This window comes from Ruegeria sp. AG1 (assembly GCF_056541705.1).
This window is the reverse complement of record NZ_JBQFYU010000006.1, coordinates 79,245-94,286: the sequence shown is the minus strand read 5'-3', so window position 1 is coordinate 94,286 and position 15,042 is coordinate 79,245. Positions and strand designations below refer to the sequence as shown.

Genomic DNA, 15,042 nt, shown 5'->3' with positions numbered 1-15,042 from the left:
GTCATGCGCGAAAATACTGCGAACGCCTCATGAAATTCCTGCTGGTCGAAGACAATATGGACCTCGCGAACGCTATCGGTTCGCGGATGCGACTGGACGGCCATGTCGTTGATCATGCTGCAACTTTGGACGATGCGACCGCGTTCGTCGAGGCTGAGGAATATGACCTGATCCTACTGGACATCATGCTGCCCGATGGGGATGGGCGCGATTTCCTCAAACGCCATCGTGCAAGTCATCTGGACACACCTGTCATCGTTTTGACCGCGCGCAGCCAGGTCTCGGATCGAATCGGGTCGCTGGATCTGGGGGCTGACGACTATGTCACCAAGCCCTTCGATCACGCAGAGCTTGAGGCCCGCTGCCGCGCCGTTTTGCGCCGCAAATCCGGGATCGCCAAAACGACGATCGAGATCGGCGGTATCGTTTTCGACCCGGTTGCCGGTCACCTGATTGTCGGCGGTGAAACCCTGTCGCTACGTAACCGGGAACTGCGCCTGTTGGAGTTCTTCATCAACGCGCCCGGTCAGGTGTTCTCGAAACAAAAACTGGCGGACAGGCTGTTTTCCTACGATGAAGATGTCTCGGACAATGCTATCGAGGTTTATGTCGCCCGCCTGCGCAAACATCTCGAGCGTTCGGAGTTGAAAATTACCACGTTGCGTGGCCTGGGCTACAGGCTGGATCATGTCAGCTAGCCCCGCGGTTTCAGGATCTCTACGTAATCGTCTGGTGCTGACCCTGATTGGCGGCGCGGCCATTCTGGCGTTGCTTTTGTTCTTTACAGTGCGCAGTTATGCCGCTCGCGTCGCGCAGCAAGGGCAGGACAATATCCTTGGCGCCTCGGTCACCTCGATCCTCGATGCCGTCGCTCTGCGGGACGGAGAGCTTGAGGTCGACATCCCCTACGCCGCCTTCTCGATGCTAAGTACGCCGTCGGATGATCGGGTGTTTTACGCCATCTTTCAGGACGGAGAACTGTTGTCCGGCTACGACGATCTTTCAGCCACGAATGGAACGCCCAAGGGCGAATGGACTTTTCAATCGGGCGAGGTGCGCGGAGAGACCATTCGCCAGGTCAGCGCCAGCCGCACTTTGGTAGGGCTAGGAACCCGGACCGAAGTCGAAGTGGCCCTTGGTCAAACGCAAGACGCATTGGCCGAAACCCTCAGGCAGATTTCACGAAACGCGGCGTATCTGGGGATCGGCTTTTTTACCTTGGTCGCCGGGTTATCATTCTGGGCAACGTCAGCCACAATCGGACAGTTGAACAAGCTGACGACGTCGGTGACTCGCCGGGGCCCACAAGACCTCAGCCCATTCAGAAAACCGGTGCCGCGGGAAATGGCCCCGCTAGTGTCGTCGCTGAACTCTTTGATGGGGCGTTTGGATCAGTCGCTCAGCCAGTCCGAGGATTTCATAGCCGAGGCGGCACACCGGGTCCGGACGCCATTGGCAACGGTTCGATCCTATGCGGATACAACCTTGCAACGTGTTGAAAAAGAAGAGAATAGAGAGGCTTTGCGTTCAATGGTTCGGGCGATTGACGAAAGCTCTCGGGCGGCGGGGCAATTGCTGGATCACGCAATGATCACTTTTCGCGCCGATCATCTGGAGCGGGAAGAGATTGATCTTGTCGCTCTCGTCCGCGATCTGGTTCAGCGCCTTACACCCATTGCCGAGATGAAGGACCTTTCCCTGACATTGGTCGGAGACCCCGTTGTGATCTATTCGGGCGATCCGATCCTGATCCAGAATGCGGTACGCAACATGGTCGACAACGCGCTAAAATATGCCCCTGCCGAAAGCGTGGTCGAGATCGAGGTCTCGCAAGGGACGCAAGCGCAGATCAGCGTGCGCGATCAGGGGCCGGGCTTTCCACCAAGCGAAATTGGCACGCTCACCCGGCGGTTCGAGCGCGGTAAGAATGCGGCCGGGACTATTGGCTCGGGGCTTGGTCTAACCATCGTTCAGGATGTCGCGAAGGCCCATGGCGGCGATCTGATCCTGACCAACCGAAAAGGCAAAGGCGCATGCGTTACCTTATTGCTTTGATCCTCACACTACTGGCCTCAGTCTGCGCGGCCGAGGAGTGGGAAGACCAGCGGGTGTTCAACGCTGCCGCTGATGGTCCGCGTTTGCGCATCATCTCCAGCACCGACACCGCGCTTTTCGCGCCGTTGATCGAGGGGTTCCTGACGCAAAACCCGGACGTCTCCGTAGAGTATCTGGTGACCGGAACCGCCGATCTGAATGCGCGTATGCGGGCAGCGCCTGAGGCGTTTGACATTGTCATTTCCAGCGCGATGGATTTACAGCTGAAACTTGCCAATGATGGGTTCGCAATGCCGCTGGAGAATATGCCCGGTTCGGACTGGGCCCAGTGGCATGACAGCCTTTTCGCCTTTACGCAGGAACCTGCGGCTATCGTCATCAACCGTGCGGCCTTCGCTGGGTATCCCGTTCCGCAAACCCGGCAGGAACTTATCGAGGCCCTGCGCGCGCGCCCCGAAGCCTTTCGTGGAAAGGTCGGCACCTATGATATCCGGCAATCTGGCTTGGGTTATTTGTTCGCTACGCAAGATGCTCGCGCGTCTGAGACCTTTTGGCGTCTGATGGAGGTCATGGGCGGGCTGGACTTGCGTCTGTATTGCTGCTCGGGCGACATGATTGACGATCTGACAAGCGGTTCAATCGCGGTCGCATATAACGTGCTTGGCAGCTACGCAACGGCGCGGGTTGAAGGCAAAGAAGCGCTCGAGGTCATTCTGCCCAGCGATTTTCAGACCACCATGATGCGAACGGCAATGGTGGTGAAAAACACGCAATATCCTGCCGCCGCCGAGGCGTTTGTCCGCCACCTGATCGTTGCAGGGCCTGAGCTGGCACCTTTACCCTTGCTCACGTCACAGCAGGAGCAAGAGGCCGCAGTTATCACGCTGGAGCCCGCTTTGTTGACCTATCTCGACACGCTCAAACGCAAGAAATTCCTGACGGCCTGGGAAGATGCCGTCATTCAGAAATAGCGTGGCCCTCAAGCGCCTTTAGCTCAAGCTGCAGGCCCTTTTCATAGTCTGTTGATCCGTTCTCAAACCGCCACAGGCAATAGGCTGCCATTCGCCACGCATACCACGGACGCAATGCTTCGTAGCGGGCAGCTGTTTCGTGCTCGCCATACGCGGTTAGGAACTGCGCGTGCTCATCTGGGTTCAGTGGTGCGCCGCGATACAGATGCTGCATGGCAGGCGATAGGAACAGGGCCAGATCCTCGCAGGGATCGCCAATTGCCGGGCATTGCCAGTCGATCAGGGTCAGGTTGGAACCGTCCACCAGAATGTTCCCGGCCACAGGGTCGCCGTGGATAAGACACGTTCTTTTTGTTGGCGGCACAGGGTCCTCGGGCCGCATCGCGGTGACGCGATCTTTAAAGCCAGAGGAACACAACGCCAAAAGCTCGGCCCCGTGGCGAGCCAGATCAGCGCTGCCGTTCCGTCCTGTAGGCAGCGGCAAGTCGACCGTAGCGCTATGCAATCTGCGCAGCAAAGAGGCGACCTGAGCCGTGTCACTTTCCCACGGGCGACCCGGCGCGTGATCGTACAGAACCCAGGCGTCGCCCTGATGTTGCCCCGTTGCCCGCAACCGGGGTACGAACCCGTCCTGCTCAAACGCGCGCAGGCACAGCGCTTCGAGGTGGGCATCATTGCGGAACAAGGGGTTGCGCAGTTTGGTTCGGTAAAGCTTCAATACCGTGTCGCCACTCTCCCCCAGAACCTTCCACACCATATTGGTCCGACCCCCAAACAGGGGTTCGAACTGCACGGACCCCGTGATCAGCCCGCGCGAGCGCAGCTGGTCAATCAAGTCTGGTAGAGGCGCGTTGGCATGGGGCAGAGGACGTACCGCTCAGCAAGGGAATCGTGATTTGCCAAGGTTTGGACTGCCTGCCCGACCAGATCAAGCGCCTGTTCGGATCGCCGTCACCTCATCCGAGCGGACAGTGGCCCCACTTTGCAGGGACAGATGCACCGTCCCATCAGCGACTTGGGCCTCAACCACGCGGTTATAGCTGGCGGCCAGACGTTGCGACAACAACTCGTCATCCCTGTAGCTCTCCAACGTGGCGGAATAGGTGCCTTGTCCCAGCGGATTGCCAGAAGCATCGGTTCCAGCCCAGAGGAATTCAGTGTCTGTGTGATTGACTGGAATGCGGTCGATCACGGTACCGGTTGAATTGCGGATCACCATGATGGCCTCATCACTTGTTGCATCGGCCTGAGCAAACAGAGTGACCGGCTGGCCTTCGAATCGAAAGGCTGAAGCTGATCGAACATCAACGCCGACCCAATTGGACAGTTCACTTAGCTTTTGCCCACCCAAGGCCGTGCTTAGGGAAAACAACAGGTCATTGGTCTGAACCTGCTGTTCAACCATCGAGAACTGAGCCAGCTGAGACGCGTATTCCGAGGAATCCATAGGCTCCAGCGGGTCCTGGTTTCGTGCTTGTGCAGTGAGCATCAGCAGAAAGGTCTCAAAATCCGAGGTTAGCTTGGACGCTTGTGATGCGGCCGAGGTCGGGGTCTGTGCCGCAGTCTGGGCGGAACTTGTAGGGGTGATCATTGGTCAAAGCCTCATGTCAATGCCACGACCCGAGAGATTTCGGGGAATGAGCGGGGCGTTTGGCGCGTCCAGTTGCGTCGAATGGGACGGGCCATAGTCGCTTGCCTTCGGGTTTGCGGTATCTTCCTGCGTATCGTCCGATGTGCTTAGGTCAAACGAGATGTCGCCATATCCAAGGCTTTGGAATTCAGCGTCCAAAACCGCGAGATGCCGGCGCATCAGGTCCAGTGTTTCGGGGCGCTCGGCGGCTATGATCAGAACCATCCCATCCTCGCGACCGTTGAGCGTGATGGAAACCCGCCCAAGCTCTTCTGGGCTGAGGGCAATCTCGATCGCGCCGGAACCCGCCCGAACCTGAATCGCCGCTGCCATCTGCCCGGCGATTGCTCGTGTGATCTCAGCCCTGGCAGCCTGCGTCGCGGGCTGCGCAACAGAAGCCGAATCGCGGGTGTTCTGCAAAAGCGGTTCCTCGCGCGTGGCGATTACACCGTTAGTTTCGCGAATCGCTGTGGCGGTTTCGGCATCTGCGTTCCGCACGGACGCCATCACCTGCATCTGGGCAAGAGGCGGCGAGGATCTGGTGGGTTGAGGCGTGCTTGGAGCCGCATTTATCTGAGGCAAAGCCGCTGTTTCAGCGGGTAGCGCCGAAGCTGAGGGTTGCGCCCGTTCAGCTGGAGCAGGCTGCACCGCAATCGGCTTTGCAGGCAAGACATGACCGTCCGACGCCTTGGCGGAAACCGGTTGGACCGTGTTGGGGTGTGGCTGAACAGGAGAACTGCGTGTGTTTTCCACCTCTGGTCGTTGCGGTGAAGCAATTGAAACCTGATGTATTGCGCCAGTGTCGGTCTTTGGTGCCTCTGTCCTATCGAGTTTCGGCGGAATAGGAACGGATTCAGACCCTTGCGGGACCTGCGTCACGCTCGGCAGGGGCAGTGCGGTCAGGTCTTCAAACACATGTTCCTCAGGAGCGTCGGGCTGGACTGGCAGATGGTCTTTCAGCACGCCTTCGAGGGCAGGATCCTCGGGCATGATGTCTTGTTCAACAGCGGTTTCATCCTCAGCTGCGACCTCGGGTTCAGGCTGCGACGTCTCTTCCTCCAGAACATCCTGAAAGCGTGTGGATGCCTCGGATGCGGCTTCGCGCGTCGCCGGTTTCGTGGCCGCAGTTTGCGTGGGTGTCATCAGCGTAAGAGGGTTGGGCATTTTGCTCCGGCTCCGTCGTGGTTGACCGTCAAACTGCCCAAAGGAGGTTACGTTTATTTTAACCGCTTTCGTCTTTGATCAAGAAAGTTCGATGCAATTTTCGGAGAAGCCGATGAAAATCCCTCCCCTCCAGTCGATGCCGTCGCCACCCTCAACCCATGACCGCCTGCAAGCCGCCGCAGTCGAGCTTGAGGCGGCGTTTCTGGCCGAAATGCTGAAATCCGCAGGCTTGGGAAAAGCACGCGAATCGTTCGGTGGCGGTGCCGGTGAGGACCAGTTCTCGTCCTTTCTTGTGCAGAAGCAGGCCCGGCAAATGGCGCAATCCGGCGGTTTTGGCCTGTCTGAACTTCTGTTCCAATCCTTGATGGAGAATTCCGATGACACATGAACCCAACCTTCTGATCAAATCACTGGAGGAGGTCCTTGATCTTGAGCGCGCCGCGCTCGTGGACGGTGATCTCGGGCGTCTCAATCATATGGTCCCTGAAAAAGAGAAACTGATCGGTGCGATCAACGATCTTCAGGTGTTGAGCCGCGATGATCTGCTTCGCGTCCATCAAAAGGTGGAGCGCAATCAGGCGCTACTGAACAGCGCGGCAGAGGGGATTCGCGCGGTGGCCACCCGCATGGCAGAGCTGCGTCGCGTGCGGCAGGAATTCAGAACTTATGGAGCCGATGGACAACGCAACGGCTTTGCCGTGCGGATTCAAGCAAAGCTTGAAAAACGCGCATAGGGCCGGAATTGATTCAAATCCAAAATTTCGAGTCGGGCCGCTTTAGCACTCCGTTAGGGGATCGAGGTCAAAGGTGGTGCTGCACCTGAAACAGCGGGTGGCGCGATGGGTCGGACGGCGCATCGCACAGGTCAGAAAGACACCAAAGCCCGCTTGTCTAGCGGGGTGATCTTGGGCGCTGAAGCCCTAACGCAAAAGGATGGAATTATGTCCAGTATTCTGACAAACAACGGCGCGATGGTTGCGCTGCAGACCCTGAAATCGGTCAACAAAAACCTCGAGATGACTCAGAACGCAATCTCGACCGGCAAGGATGTCGCTACAGCAAAAGACAACTCGGCCGTCTGGGCGATTTCCAAAGTGATGGAATCGGACGTCAAAGGTTTCAACGCGATCAAAGACAGCCTTTCGCTGGGTGAATCGACGGTCGCTGTTGCGCGAAACGCGTCTGAAACTGTCACCGACCTTCTGACCCAGATGAAGGAAAAGATCGTCGCCGCGCAGGAAGACAACGTGGATCGTGGCAAGATCAACGATGATGTGACTGCGCTGAAGAACCAGATCACTTCGGTTGTGGGTGCTGCCCAATTCAATGGGTTGAACCTTGTTGATGGTTCGGCTGGTTCAGCATCCATCCTAGCCTCTTTGGATCGGGACAACACCGGTGCTGTGACGGCTTCTTCCATCACGGTGGCGGGTCAGAACCTGTCGACTGGTGGCTATACCTCAGCGGCGGTATTCGACGGCTCGACCGGCTCGTCGACAGCCAATGACCGCGTCGGTGCCACCATTGCCGCTGGTGCTACATCGGCAACCGCATTGGTGACCGATGAGTCCAGTGGTGCTTTCGCGGCGGGCGATAAAGTGGTTGTCGCTATTGATGATCAGGTTGTGTCCTACACCGTGTCTGCGGCAGATGCGGCAGCCACCACAACCGGTGACCTTGTTGCCGTTGGTTTGAAAGCCAAGATCGAAGAATTAGGCATAACCGGTCTGACCGTTGACTACGACTCGGGTACGGCAGGCACTCTGTCTGTTACGAATGGCACGGGTTCAGACGTTTCGTTCTCTGCTCAGTACGTGAACGCAGGCTCGGGTGGTCTGGGAGCGCTGACTGGCATTGACGTGTCGACCGGTCCGGGAGCAACCGCCGCGCTGGCAGCCGTTGAATCGCTGATCGACACCTCGATCGACGCTTCGGCCGCTTTCGGTTCGGCCCAGGGTCGGATCGAGACCCAGAAAGAGTTCATTTCGAACCTGACAGACTCGTTTAAATCGGGCATCGGCTCGTTGGTAGACGCCAATATGGAAGAAACCTCGGCCCGTTTGCAGGCACTGCAGGTGCAGCAGCAGCTGGCCACCCAGTCGCTGTCGATTGCCAACCAGGCGCCGCAGTCGATCCTGTCTCTGTTCCGGTAAATCTGGAAACTGGCCGGGGCGTGAACACCGCGCCCCGGTCCTGACTGCCTGAAGATGGCCTATTGGAAGGATTTCAAGTGACACCGCAAAGCTACGCTCAACGCGCCTATGCGCAATCTGCCGCTCCGACCCGCACACCGCGGGATACGGAGTATGAGGCGATCTCGAAGATCACGCATCGGCTCAAGGCGGCAGCAGCCCGGAAGGCGACGGATTTTTCCGGATTTGTTCAGGCATTGCACGAAAATCGGCGGTTGTGGACCGTACTGGCGACCGGCGTGGCGGACTCGGACAACTCGCTGCCCAAGGATCTGCGCGCGCGGATTTTCTACCTGGCCGAGTTTACGGAGCAGCACAGCGCACAGGTTTTGGGGAACACTGCGACGGTAGAACCTTTGCTGGAGATCAACATGGCGGTTTTGCGCGGTCTGCGACACATGAGGGCCGCCGGATGAGTGGCCTGGTCCTGAAACTTGCCCCGAAAGAGAGGGTGTTGATCAATGGTGTAGTGATCGAAAATGGAGACCGCCGCAGCCGGTTTTCGATCATGACACCGCAAGCCAACGTTTTGCGTCTGCGCGATGCGATCCACCCGGACGAAGTCACAACACCTGTGCGCCGCGTTTGCTATGCTGCTCAATTGGTATTGTCTGGAGATATGGAGCCTGATCAGGCGCGCCAGCAATTGCTGCGAAGGGTCGAGGAACTGAGCCAGGTGTTCACGGATTCAGACAGTCGGCGTGTCTTGAGCGAAGCGACTGAAGCGCTGGTGGCCGAGCAATACTATAAATGTCTCAAATCTCTCCGCTCTTTGCTGCCACGGGAAGAGCGGCTGATGGCGTACCAACAATGACGTTCCAGCCTGTCATACCCTCTGGAGGCATTGTCGGCTGGCGTTTTTTGCAGCGGACCTATGACGCACAGCTGGAGAGCTTTACGAACTCCAGCGTCAACCAGAGGGACAGGCAGTATTTTCTGGAAAACATAAGCAAGGTTCAATCCGCCGAAGACCTTGTGTCGGATCGTCGGTTGCTACAGGTTGCTTTGGGCGCTTTCGGGTTGGAAGAGGACATCAACAATCGGTTCTTCATCCAAAAGATATTGGAGGATGGAACCAAAACCGATGATGCCCTGTCCAACCGATTGTCCGACGAGCGGTATCGCGAGTTTTCTCAAGCGTTCGGTTTTGGCCCCGGAGAGGTGCGCAAGACCGGTCTGATCACGAATATGGAGCAGATCGCCGAAGAAAATCTGGTGTCCCGTTTCGAAGTTTCCGTGGGTGAGACGAATGAGACAATGCGGATTTCCCTCTACGCGCAACATGCGCTTGGTGAACTGGCTGCCGGTGACAGCAGCGCGGACACAAAATGGTTCGACTTGATGGGCTTGCCACCCTTGCGTAGCATGATGGAGACTGCGCTTGGCCTGCCATCCTCGTTTTCGCAGCTCGATCTGGACAGGCAGCTTGAGGTGTTCAAGGACCGTTTGTCGGGCTTAACCGGATCGGATGATCTGGCCCAATTCACAGAGCCTGAAGCTATTCAGAAACTGACGGATACGTATCTGGCTCGCAGTCAGATCGCGCAGTTGCAAAGCACAATATCACCGGCGCAGACCGCTTTGATTTTGTTGGGTGCGGGCTAGAGTTGGTGCTTTATGCACCAATCGTCAGGGTGGTGGAATGGGACCCAATCTAGCCTGCGCATCATATGTTCGAACCAAATCAAACGCAGCGAGCTTGATAAGTCGCCGAGGTTAAGCTGGACCACCGACCTCAACATCAGCCGCCGTTCGCAGGGCAAAACACGTGACTGGCTGGGACACGTTGCGCAGTTTGATATCGCCGAGCGGGATTGCATTGCAGCATGCGGGCTCAATATCTTGCGAGACGACAATGCGGTACCCGGTCGATTTACTATGCTCACCCAGACGCGCTGCGACGTTGGCGGCTTTTCCGATAACGGTGAAATCCAGCCGCTCGCGCGAGCCGACATTGCCATAGGTCACCCGGCCATAGGACACGCCGATTGAGCAGTCGCAGTGGATATTAGGATCCGCTGAACGCAGTTCGGCGAGTTTTTCGACGATTTCCGTTGCCGCCTGTTGGGCATTCGCGCGGGCCTGCGCGGGTTCTTCGCCCGCTGGGAAAACGGCCAGAACGGCGTCGCCGATGAATTTCAGAACCTCGCCCCCGTTTTCATCCACGATACCCGAGACCGTCTCAAAGAACTCGTTAAGTAGATTGATATAGGCATCCCGGCTAAGGCTTTCTTCCAGGCTGGTCGAGTTGCGCAAATCGCAGAACATGATGGCCGCATCAATCTCATCTCCGTCGCCGCGTCGGATCTCTCCGCCCAGCACGCGCACGCCTGACCGTTTGCCGACATAGGTTTCCAGCAGAACTTGCGCATTTTCGCGCTGCATAAACACCTCGTAAAAGCGGGCGATAACGGCAGAGCATTCGAACACTAGACCAAGGTTCTCTGTCGTGAACCCATCGGGATGATCGCAGCTGAGCGTTAGCACGTTTGTTCGACCGTCCGAGAAGGGCAGCGGCATGGCGACATAGTCCGTGGCCCCTTTGGCGCGCAGATCCTCGATGATGGGAAAGCTGTTATGCGGATCCTCGTCATTTACCCTTTGGCGCACGCCGCCCAATCCGTTCGAGACATGGCGCAAAGGGCTGTTGATGAATGCGGGGTGGTCGTAGATTTCATAGGTGGGCGCGCGGGTCAGGATCTCATCTTCACCCTTTTCCCATATGAAGTGTTTGCCTGCGATCAGGGGGTGCAAGGACCATGCCAGAATGCTGAGGCGCTGGATCGCTATCCCGTGTTCCAGCATCTTTTCGGCCAACGCCTTGGTGAACGCTTCTGGTGTATCCGACAGGGACGCCCCACGCATCAGCCAGTCGATCAGCGGACCGCTGATATTGGTGTTTTCGGTGTCGCGTAGTTGGTTCTTGCCCAGGTCGATATCCGTATAGGCACTGGGCATGAACCCAATATGCCCCCGAATTGCAGCACTCTCTGGCAGGGCGTCATCATAGGCCCATACCGAATTGGCCAAGCGAGCTCCGGGCAGATTTATATCGTGATAAGTGGCGGTTCCTTTGAAAGGGCAAAAGGTCTGCAGGCCGGTTTCACCGCTCAGGTCGACGCAAACATCCGCACGCGGGACGTAGATCGTCGGTGGTAGCCGGGTTTCATACATCACCTTGGCATTCCGGCTTTCGGCCAACAGAAGGCCATCGCGAAAAATCGCGATCCTGTCGGACAGATGTTCGACCGAGATGTCATAACCGTTGGATTTTGGTGTGGTGTGGACGTTCATCGCCATCCCTCCCTTGCCCGGGGTCCCTATAGAATGGGCGTTTTGGTCGGGCATTCCAAGAGGGGCGCGGGTTTTCCTGCGGCCAAAAGCGTTTCAAGTTTATGTTGTATCGCTTATTCGCTGCCTCTCCCTTCGGTCGAACGCGAAAAGCGATACATGGCGCTTCAACGAAAACTCGAAACGCTTTAAACCATCTGGATGACGTCTTTTTCGATCGAAAGCATATAGCCCTTTTTGGCGATGTTCTTGACCAGCAACTCACTGACCATCTGATTGCCCAAGGCGTCGCGCAGCCGTTTGATGCGGGTGGCGCCTGCGGCCTCGTCACAATCGGCTGCATCGCGCCCCGATATCGTCGCCTCGATCTGAGCGCCTGATAGGACCTCATCATCCAAACGGGATTCCGCCAGCACCGAGAGGGTCTCCATGGCCGCTGGGGTCAGTTTGAAATCCATGTTGTTCAGGTAGACGGTGTTTTCCTCGCGGCTGATCAGCAGCGATGTCACCTGGATGCCGGTGCGTTCGATCTGTGCCATGCGCCGGTTCAGCAGCGCAAGCATCACCAGAAACACAAGGGCTGAGATCATCATCGCGCAGGCAAAGACCAGCAGTACATAGATCACCATGCGGTAGCTGGACAGCGTATCGGCAAAGGCCGTTCCCGATTGGGCCAAAATTTCAAGCAACCGGATTTCGGTTTGTGAGGTCAGATCCGCCTCAACAAATAACCGTTCGACGCGAGCGTTGAAGGCATTGGCATCGGGCAGTGTCCAGAACAGGAACAGCGCGGCGGTGATTAGGATCACGACAATGGCGGCAATGCCCAGACCGACAAGACGCACGCCCGAGCGTCGCGCCTCAGAAACGGAGATAGAATTTTCCGGCATTGGCCTTCCTTTGATCCAACCCTTCCGGCCCGAAGACGGACTGGACATTCAGCAGGGTCCACCCAGAACCGCTAAGGCGCTGGGCGACTTCACTCGTTGCCTGCCCTTTGTCGCAGGACGACACCTGCATCACGCCGTAGTGTAGACGCAGCGGGTTGTCCTGTTTGGCCTTGTAATCGGCATAACATTCCGCGGCCAAAGCCACCGGGGCCACCGATATCAGCGCAGCTACGACCAGAGAAGAGAAGATCTGTTTCATAAGCTGCATCCTGCGCATGGCTTGGGCTGATATTCAATGACCAAAGGGGTTTGCGGTGCCTGATATCCAATAACACGGGGCCGATATTGCTTGTCTGAGGGGGGTGGACCCAGTGTTGAGGCATCAAAGACGCGGTCCATCACGGGGTCGCCAAAAATCTCGGAAAGGACAGGCATCATGCACAAGAAATTCATCGCTCTGATTATTGCGACGGCTATGGCGATTACTGGCGTATCGGCCTCAAAGGCGCGTGCTGCGGATACGGGGGATATCCTCGGGGGGCTGGCCGCGATCGCGATCATTGGCGCGGGGGTACACTACTACAACAAGGAAAAGCGCAAGGATCGTGAGAAGGCCGCACGGCAATACAACCACGTGCAAACCGCGCCTCAGGTCAAACACCACAAGGTAAAGCCTTTGCCCAGACACGTGGCACGCTATGACCTGCCACAACGCTGCTTGCGCCAGCATGACAATTATGGGCAGCGTCCGCTGCTGGGCACAAAGTGCCTCAACAAGCACTACAAACATGCCAACAGCCTGCCGCAAGAGTGCAAGGTCGGGTTCTGGAATGGCAACAAGGTAAAGCGGGCGTATGAACCTGCATGCCTGCGTCATCACGGATACCGCGTCGTTTACAAGTAACACGGTCGAGCAGGAGTGGTGCGAAACAGCACCGCGATGAGAGAGGGTTGCGCAAGCTGCCCTCTCTTTTTTGTTGCGGCGGCTTTGAAAACGCGGTTTTCCGAAGGGATGACAAAACCGACTTATGAACTTGAAAAGGGGCTGCTCGCGCAGGGCCATATCCGGATTGCAGGCGTGGATGAGGTCGGGCGCGGCCCGTTGGCCGGCCCCGTGGTTGCCGCCGCCGTGATCCTGAATCCAAAGGATATTCCCGAGGGGCTGAACGATTCCAAGAAGCTCTCGCTCAAGCGACGCACTGCGTTGGAGGCAGAGTTGCGGGACCGGGCCGAGATCGCCGTGGCCGAGGCCTCGGTCGCCGAGATTGATGAGCTCAATATCCTGCGCGCCTCGCATCTGGCCATGGTGCGCGCGGTGCAGGCGCTGGATCCGGCCCCCGATTTCTTGCTGATCGACGGGAATATGATTCCGAATGGGCTACAAATCCCGTCCGAAGCCGTGATCAAGGGGGATGGCAAATCTGTGTCGATTGCGGCGGCTTCGATCATCGCGAAAAACTGGCGCGATCACCTGATGGTGGATTTAGCGCAACAGCATCCCGGCTACGGCTGGGAGGCAAACGCCGGTTATCCGACAAAACAGCACCGCGAGGCGCTGCAAAATCTTGGCGTGACCCCACATCATAGGCGTTCGTTCAAGACGGTACACAATATCTTGTATCAAGAGTAAATCGTAAGTCTCTGATTCAAAAAAGAAATTGACGGCGAATCGTCTTTGACTCATCCTTATCTCAACCAAATGAGCGCAAAAGCGCCGTGGATACTTGAGGCAGTGATATGACAACGACCACCAAAAAGGGCGCAAAAGCGCTCCCTTTAAACACGATTCTATCTGGCGACTGCATCGATGTGATGAACAGTCTACCCGAGGCGTCGGTTGATCTGATCTTTGCGGATCCGCCCTATAATTTGCAGCTGAAAGGCCAGTTGCATCGCCCCGACAACAGCCAGGTGGATGCGGTTGACGATCACTGGGATCAATTCTCAAGCTTTGGGGCCTATGACCAATTCACCCGCGATTGGCTCAAAGCGGCGCACCGGTTGCTCAAGCCGAACGGCGCGATCTGGGTGATCGGCTCGTACCACAACATCTTCCGCGTAGGCTCAGCCCTGCAGGACGCGGGATACTGGATTTTGAACGACGTCGTATGGCGCAAGTCGAACCCGATGCCGAATTTCCGCGGCAAGCGTTTCACCAACGCGCATGAGACGATGATCTGGGCCTCGAAGCGCGAAGGCGCGAAATACACGTTCAACTACGAAGCTCTGAAGGCGCTGAACGAAGGCGTGCAGATGCGCAGTGACTGGGTTCTGCCGATCTGCACCGGGCATGAGCGCCTGAAGGACGAAAATGGCGACAAGGCGCATCCGACACAGAAGCCCGAGTCTCTGCTGCACCGCGTTCTGATTGGCTCGACCAATCCGGGTGACGTGATTTTGGACCCGTTCTTTGGCACAGGTACGACTGGGGCTGTCGCCAAGATGTTGGGCCGTGAGTTCATCGGCATCGAGCGCGAGGAAAGCTATCGTAGAGTGGCCGAGAAGCGGATATCGAAGGTGCGCAAATTCGACCGCGAGGCGCTTGAGGTCAGCGCCAGCAAACGCGCCGAGCCGCGTGTACCGTTCGGCCAGTTGGTTGAACGTGGGATGCTGCGCCCGGGCGAAGAGCTGTATTCGATGAACCAGCGTCACAAGGCGAAGGTTCGCGCGGATGGCACGCTGGTTGGCGACAATGTCAAAGGCTCGATCCATCAGGTTGGCGCACATCTTGAGAACGCCCCCTCCTGCAACGGCTGGACTTACTGGTGCTTTAAGCGCGATGGCAAAACAGTGCCGATCGACGTGCTGCGTCAGCAGATCCGGGCCGAGATGCACAACTGATATCACGA

At 57.3% G+C, this 15,042-nt stretch carries 18 protein-coding genes; 12 read left to right on the top strand and 6 right to left on the bottom strand.

What is annotated here, in order from left to right; genetic code table 11:
- Window positions 1–29: 29 nt before the first annotated feature.
- Genes ACR0B5_RS10670 through ACR0B5_RS10660 form a run of 3 tightly spaced genes read left to right on the top strand, consistent with a single transcriptional unit; the run spans window position 30 to window position 3,026 of the window.
- Window positions 30–698 (top strand): response regulator transcription factor, encoded by a 669-nt coding sequence (locus ACR0B5_RS10670; RefSeq protein WP_480540289.1) that lies wholly within the window; start codon window positions 30–32, stop codon window positions 696–698.
- Window positions 688–2,055: a sensor histidine kinase gene (locus ACR0B5_RS10665; protein WP_480540288.1), complete on the top strand. Its 1,368-nt coding sequence runs from the start codon at window positions 688–690 to the stop codon at window positions 2,053–2,055. The genes ACR0B5_RS10670 and ACR0B5_RS10665 overlap by 11 nt, the downstream gene beginning before the upstream one ends.
- The gene (locus ACR0B5_RS10660) at window positions 2,034–3,026 is read left to right on the top strand and encodes an ABC transporter substrate-binding protein (protein ID WP_170678057.1); all 993 of its coding nucleotides are present in this window, start codon (window positions 2,034–2,036) and stop codon (window positions 3,024–3,026) included. The genes ACR0B5_RS10665 and ACR0B5_RS10660 overlap by 22 nt, the downstream gene beginning before the upstream one ends.
- Here ACR0B5_RS10660 and ACR0B5_RS10655 read toward each other — a convergent pair.
- From ACR0B5_RS10655 to ACR0B5_RS10645, 3 genes are all read right to left on the bottom strand, one after another.
- Window positions 3,013–3,861: a phosphotransferase family protein gene (locus ACR0B5_RS10655; protein WP_480540287.1), complete on the bottom strand. Its 849-nt coding sequence runs from the start codon at window positions 3,859–3,861 to the stop codon at window positions 3,013–3,015. The two genes, ACR0B5_RS10660 and ACR0B5_RS10655, sit on opposite strands and share 14 nt — an antisense overlap.
- Window positions 3,862–3,954: 93 nt before the next feature.
- The gene (locus ACR0B5_RS10650; RefSeq protein ID WP_480540286.1) at window positions 3,955–4,617 is read right to left on the bottom strand and encodes a flagellar hook capping FlgD N-terminal domain-containing protein; all 663 of its coding nucleotides are present in this window, start codon (window positions 4,615–4,617) and stop codon (window positions 3,955–3,957) included.
- A 3-nt stretch (window positions 4,618–4,620) separates the two neighbouring features.
- Window positions 4,621–5,820: a flagellar hook-length control protein FliK gene (locus ACR0B5_RS10645; RefSeq protein ID WP_480540285.1), complete on the bottom strand. Its 1,200-nt coding sequence runs from the start codon at window positions 5,818–5,820 to the stop codon at window positions 4,621–4,623.
- Window positions 5,821–5,932: 112 nt separating this feature from the next.
- Here ACR0B5_RS10645 and ACR0B5_RS10640 point away from each other — a divergent pair, with 112 nt between their 5' ends.
- The 6 genes from ACR0B5_RS10640 to ACR0B5_RS10615 all read left to right on the top strand — a co-directional run bounded on the left by ACR0B5_RS10640 (window position 5,933) and on the right by ACR0B5_RS10615 (window position 9,617).
- Window positions 5,933–6,208, top strand: coding sequence for a rod-binding protein (locus ACR0B5_RS10640; RefSeq protein ID WP_480540284.1), 276 nt, complete (start codon window positions 5,933–5,935; stop codon window positions 6,206–6,208).
- Complete coding sequence (locus ACR0B5_RS10635) at window positions 6,198–6,554, top strand: flagellar biosynthesis protein FlgN (RefSeq protein WP_480540283.1); 357 nt, start codon at window positions 6,198–6,200, stop codon at window positions 6,552–6,554. The genes ACR0B5_RS10640 and ACR0B5_RS10635 overlap by 11 nt, the downstream gene beginning before the upstream one ends.
- Window positions 6,555–6,761: 207 nt before the next feature.
- Entirely contained in the window at window positions 6,762–7,973 is a 1,212-nt protein-coding gene (locus ACR0B5_RS10630; protein ID WP_170375639.1) for a flagellin, read from the top strand.
- A 77-nt stretch (window positions 7,974–8,050) separates the two neighbouring features.
- Complete coding sequence (gene flaF / locus ACR0B5_RS10625) at window positions 8,051–8,428, top strand: flagellar biosynthesis regulator FlaF (protein ID WP_170483159.1); 378 nt, start codon at window positions 8,051–8,053, stop codon at window positions 8,426–8,428.
- Complete coding sequence (gene flbT / locus ACR0B5_RS10620; RefSeq protein WP_170375637.1) at window positions 8,425–8,826, top strand: flagellar biosynthesis repressor FlbT; 402 nt, start codon at window positions 8,425–8,427, stop codon at window positions 8,824–8,826. The genes flaF and flbT overlap by 4 nt, the downstream gene beginning before the upstream one ends.
- Window positions 8,823–9,617 (top strand): DUF1217 domain-containing protein, encoded by a 795-nt coding sequence (locus ACR0B5_RS10615; RefSeq protein ID WP_480540282.1) that lies wholly within the window; start codon window positions 8,823–8,825, stop codon window positions 9,615–9,617. The genes flbT and ACR0B5_RS10615 overlap by 4 nt, the downstream gene beginning before the upstream one ends.
- Window positions 9,618–9,728: 111 nt before the next feature.
- On the opposite strand, the gene ACR0B5_RS10610 is transcribed toward ACR0B5_RS10615, so the two are convergent.
- From ACR0B5_RS10610 to ACR0B5_RS10600, 3 genes are all read right to left on the bottom strand, one after another.
- Window positions 9,729–11,306: a DUF427 domain-containing protein gene (locus tag ACR0B5_RS10610; protein ID WP_480540281.1), complete on the bottom strand. Its 1,578-nt coding sequence runs from the start codon at window positions 11,304–11,306 to the stop codon at window positions 9,729–9,731.
- Between the two features lie 185 nt (window positions 11,307–11,491).
- Window positions 11,492–12,193: a winged helix-turn-helix domain-containing protein gene (locus ACR0B5_RS10605; RefSeq protein WP_170460025.1), complete on the bottom strand. Its 702-nt coding sequence runs from the start codon at window positions 12,191–12,193 to the stop codon at window positions 11,492–11,494.
- On the bottom strand, window positions 12,165–12,452 hold the full coding sequence (locus ACR0B5_RS10600; RefSeq protein ID WP_480540280.1) for a hypothetical protein: 288 nt from the start codon (window positions 12,450–12,452) through the stop codon (window positions 12,165–12,167). Before ACR0B5_RS10600 ends, ACR0B5_RS10605 begins: the two co-directional genes overlap by 29 nt.
- 177 nt (window positions 12,453–12,629) lie before the next feature.
- Here ACR0B5_RS10600 and ACR0B5_RS10595 point away from each other — a divergent pair, with 177 nt between their 5' ends.
- The 3 genes from ACR0B5_RS10595 to ACR0B5_RS10585 all read left to right on the top strand — a co-directional run bounded on the left by ACR0B5_RS10595 (window position 12,630) and on the right by ACR0B5_RS10585 (window position 15,034).
- A complete protein-coding gene (locus ACR0B5_RS10595; protein WP_170483169.1) occupies window positions 12,630–13,097 on the top strand; it encodes a hypothetical protein in 468 nt (155 codons plus the stop codon).
- Window positions 13,098–13,205: 108 nt separating this feature from the next.
- Window positions 13,206–13,823, top strand: a complete 618-nt coding sequence (locus ACR0B5_RS10590; protein ID WP_480540279.1) for a ribonuclease HII — start codon at window positions 13,206–13,208, stop codon at window positions 13,821–13,823.
- A 107-nt stretch (window positions 13,824–13,930) separates the two neighbouring features.
- Entirely contained in the window at window positions 13,931–15,034 is a 1,104-nt protein-coding gene (locus ACR0B5_RS10585; protein ID WP_480540278.1) for a DNA methyltransferase, read from the top strand.
- Window positions 15,035–15,042: the final 8 nt, after the last annotated feature.

Excerpts from the sequence above, each read along its gene's own strand:
- ACR0B5_RS10670 (WP_480540289.1), top strand. The coding sequence starts at position 30 with ATGAAATTCCTGCTGGTCGAAGACAATATGGACCTCGCGAACGCTATC.
- ACR0B5_RS10665 (WP_480540288.1), top strand. The coding sequence starts at position 688 with ATGTCAGCTAGCCCCGCGGTTTCAGGATCTCTACGTAATCGTCTGGTG.
- ACR0B5_RS10660 (WP_170678057.1), top strand. The coding sequence starts at position 2,034 with ATGCGTTACCTTATTGCTTTGATCCTCACACTACTGGCCTCAGTCTGC.
- ACR0B5_RS10650 (WP_480540286.1), bottom strand. The coding sequence starts at position 4,617 with ATGATCACCCCTACAAGTTCCGCCCAGACTGCGGCACAGACCCCGACC.
- ACR0B5_RS10645 (WP_480540285.1), bottom strand. The coding sequence starts at position 5,820 with ATGCCCAACCCTCTTACGCTGATGACACCCACGCAAACTGCGGCCACG.
- ACR0B5_RS10640 (WP_480540284.1), top strand. The coding sequence starts at position 5,933 with ATGAAAATCCCTCCCCTCCAGTCGATGCCGTCGCCACCCTCAACCCAT.
- ACR0B5_RS10635 (WP_480540283.1), top strand. The coding sequence starts at position 6,198 with ATGACACATGAACCCAACCTTCTGATCAAATCACTGGAGGAGGTCCTT.
- ACR0B5_RS10630 (WP_170375639.1), top strand. The coding sequence starts at position 6,762 with ATGTCCAGTATTCTGACAAACAACGGCGCGATGGTTGCGCTGCAGACC.
- flbT (WP_170375637.1), top strand. The coding sequence starts at position 8,425 with ATGAGTGGCCTGGTCCTGAAACTTGCCCCGAAAGAGAGGGTGTTGATC.
- ACR0B5_RS10615 (WP_480540282.1), top strand. The coding sequence starts at position 8,823 with ATGACGTTCCAGCCTGTCATACCCTCTGGAGGCATTGTCGGCTGGCGT.
- ACR0B5_RS10610 (WP_480540281.1), bottom strand. The coding sequence starts at position 11,306 with ATGAACGTCCACACCACACCAAAATCCAACGGTTATGACATCTCGGTC.
- ACR0B5_RS10605 (WP_170460025.1), bottom strand. The coding sequence starts at position 12,193 with ATGCCGGAAAATTCTATCTCCGTTTCTGAGGCGCGACGCTCGGGCGTG.
- ACR0B5_RS10600 (WP_480540280.1), bottom strand. The coding sequence starts at position 12,452 with ATGAAACAGATCTTCTCTTCTCTGGTCGTAGCTGCGCTGATATCGGTG.
- ACR0B5_RS10595 (WP_170483169.1), top strand. The coding sequence starts at position 12,630 with ATGCACAAGAAATTCATCGCTCTGATTATTGCGACGGCTATGGCGATT.
- ACR0B5_RS10590 (WP_480540279.1), top strand. The coding sequence starts at position 13,206 with ATGACAAAACCGACTTATGAACTTGAAAAGGGGCTGCTCGCGCAGGGC.
- ACR0B5_RS10585 (WP_480540278.1), top strand. The coding sequence starts at position 13,931 with ATGACAACGACCACCAAAAAGGGCGCAAAAGCGCTCCCTTTAAACACG.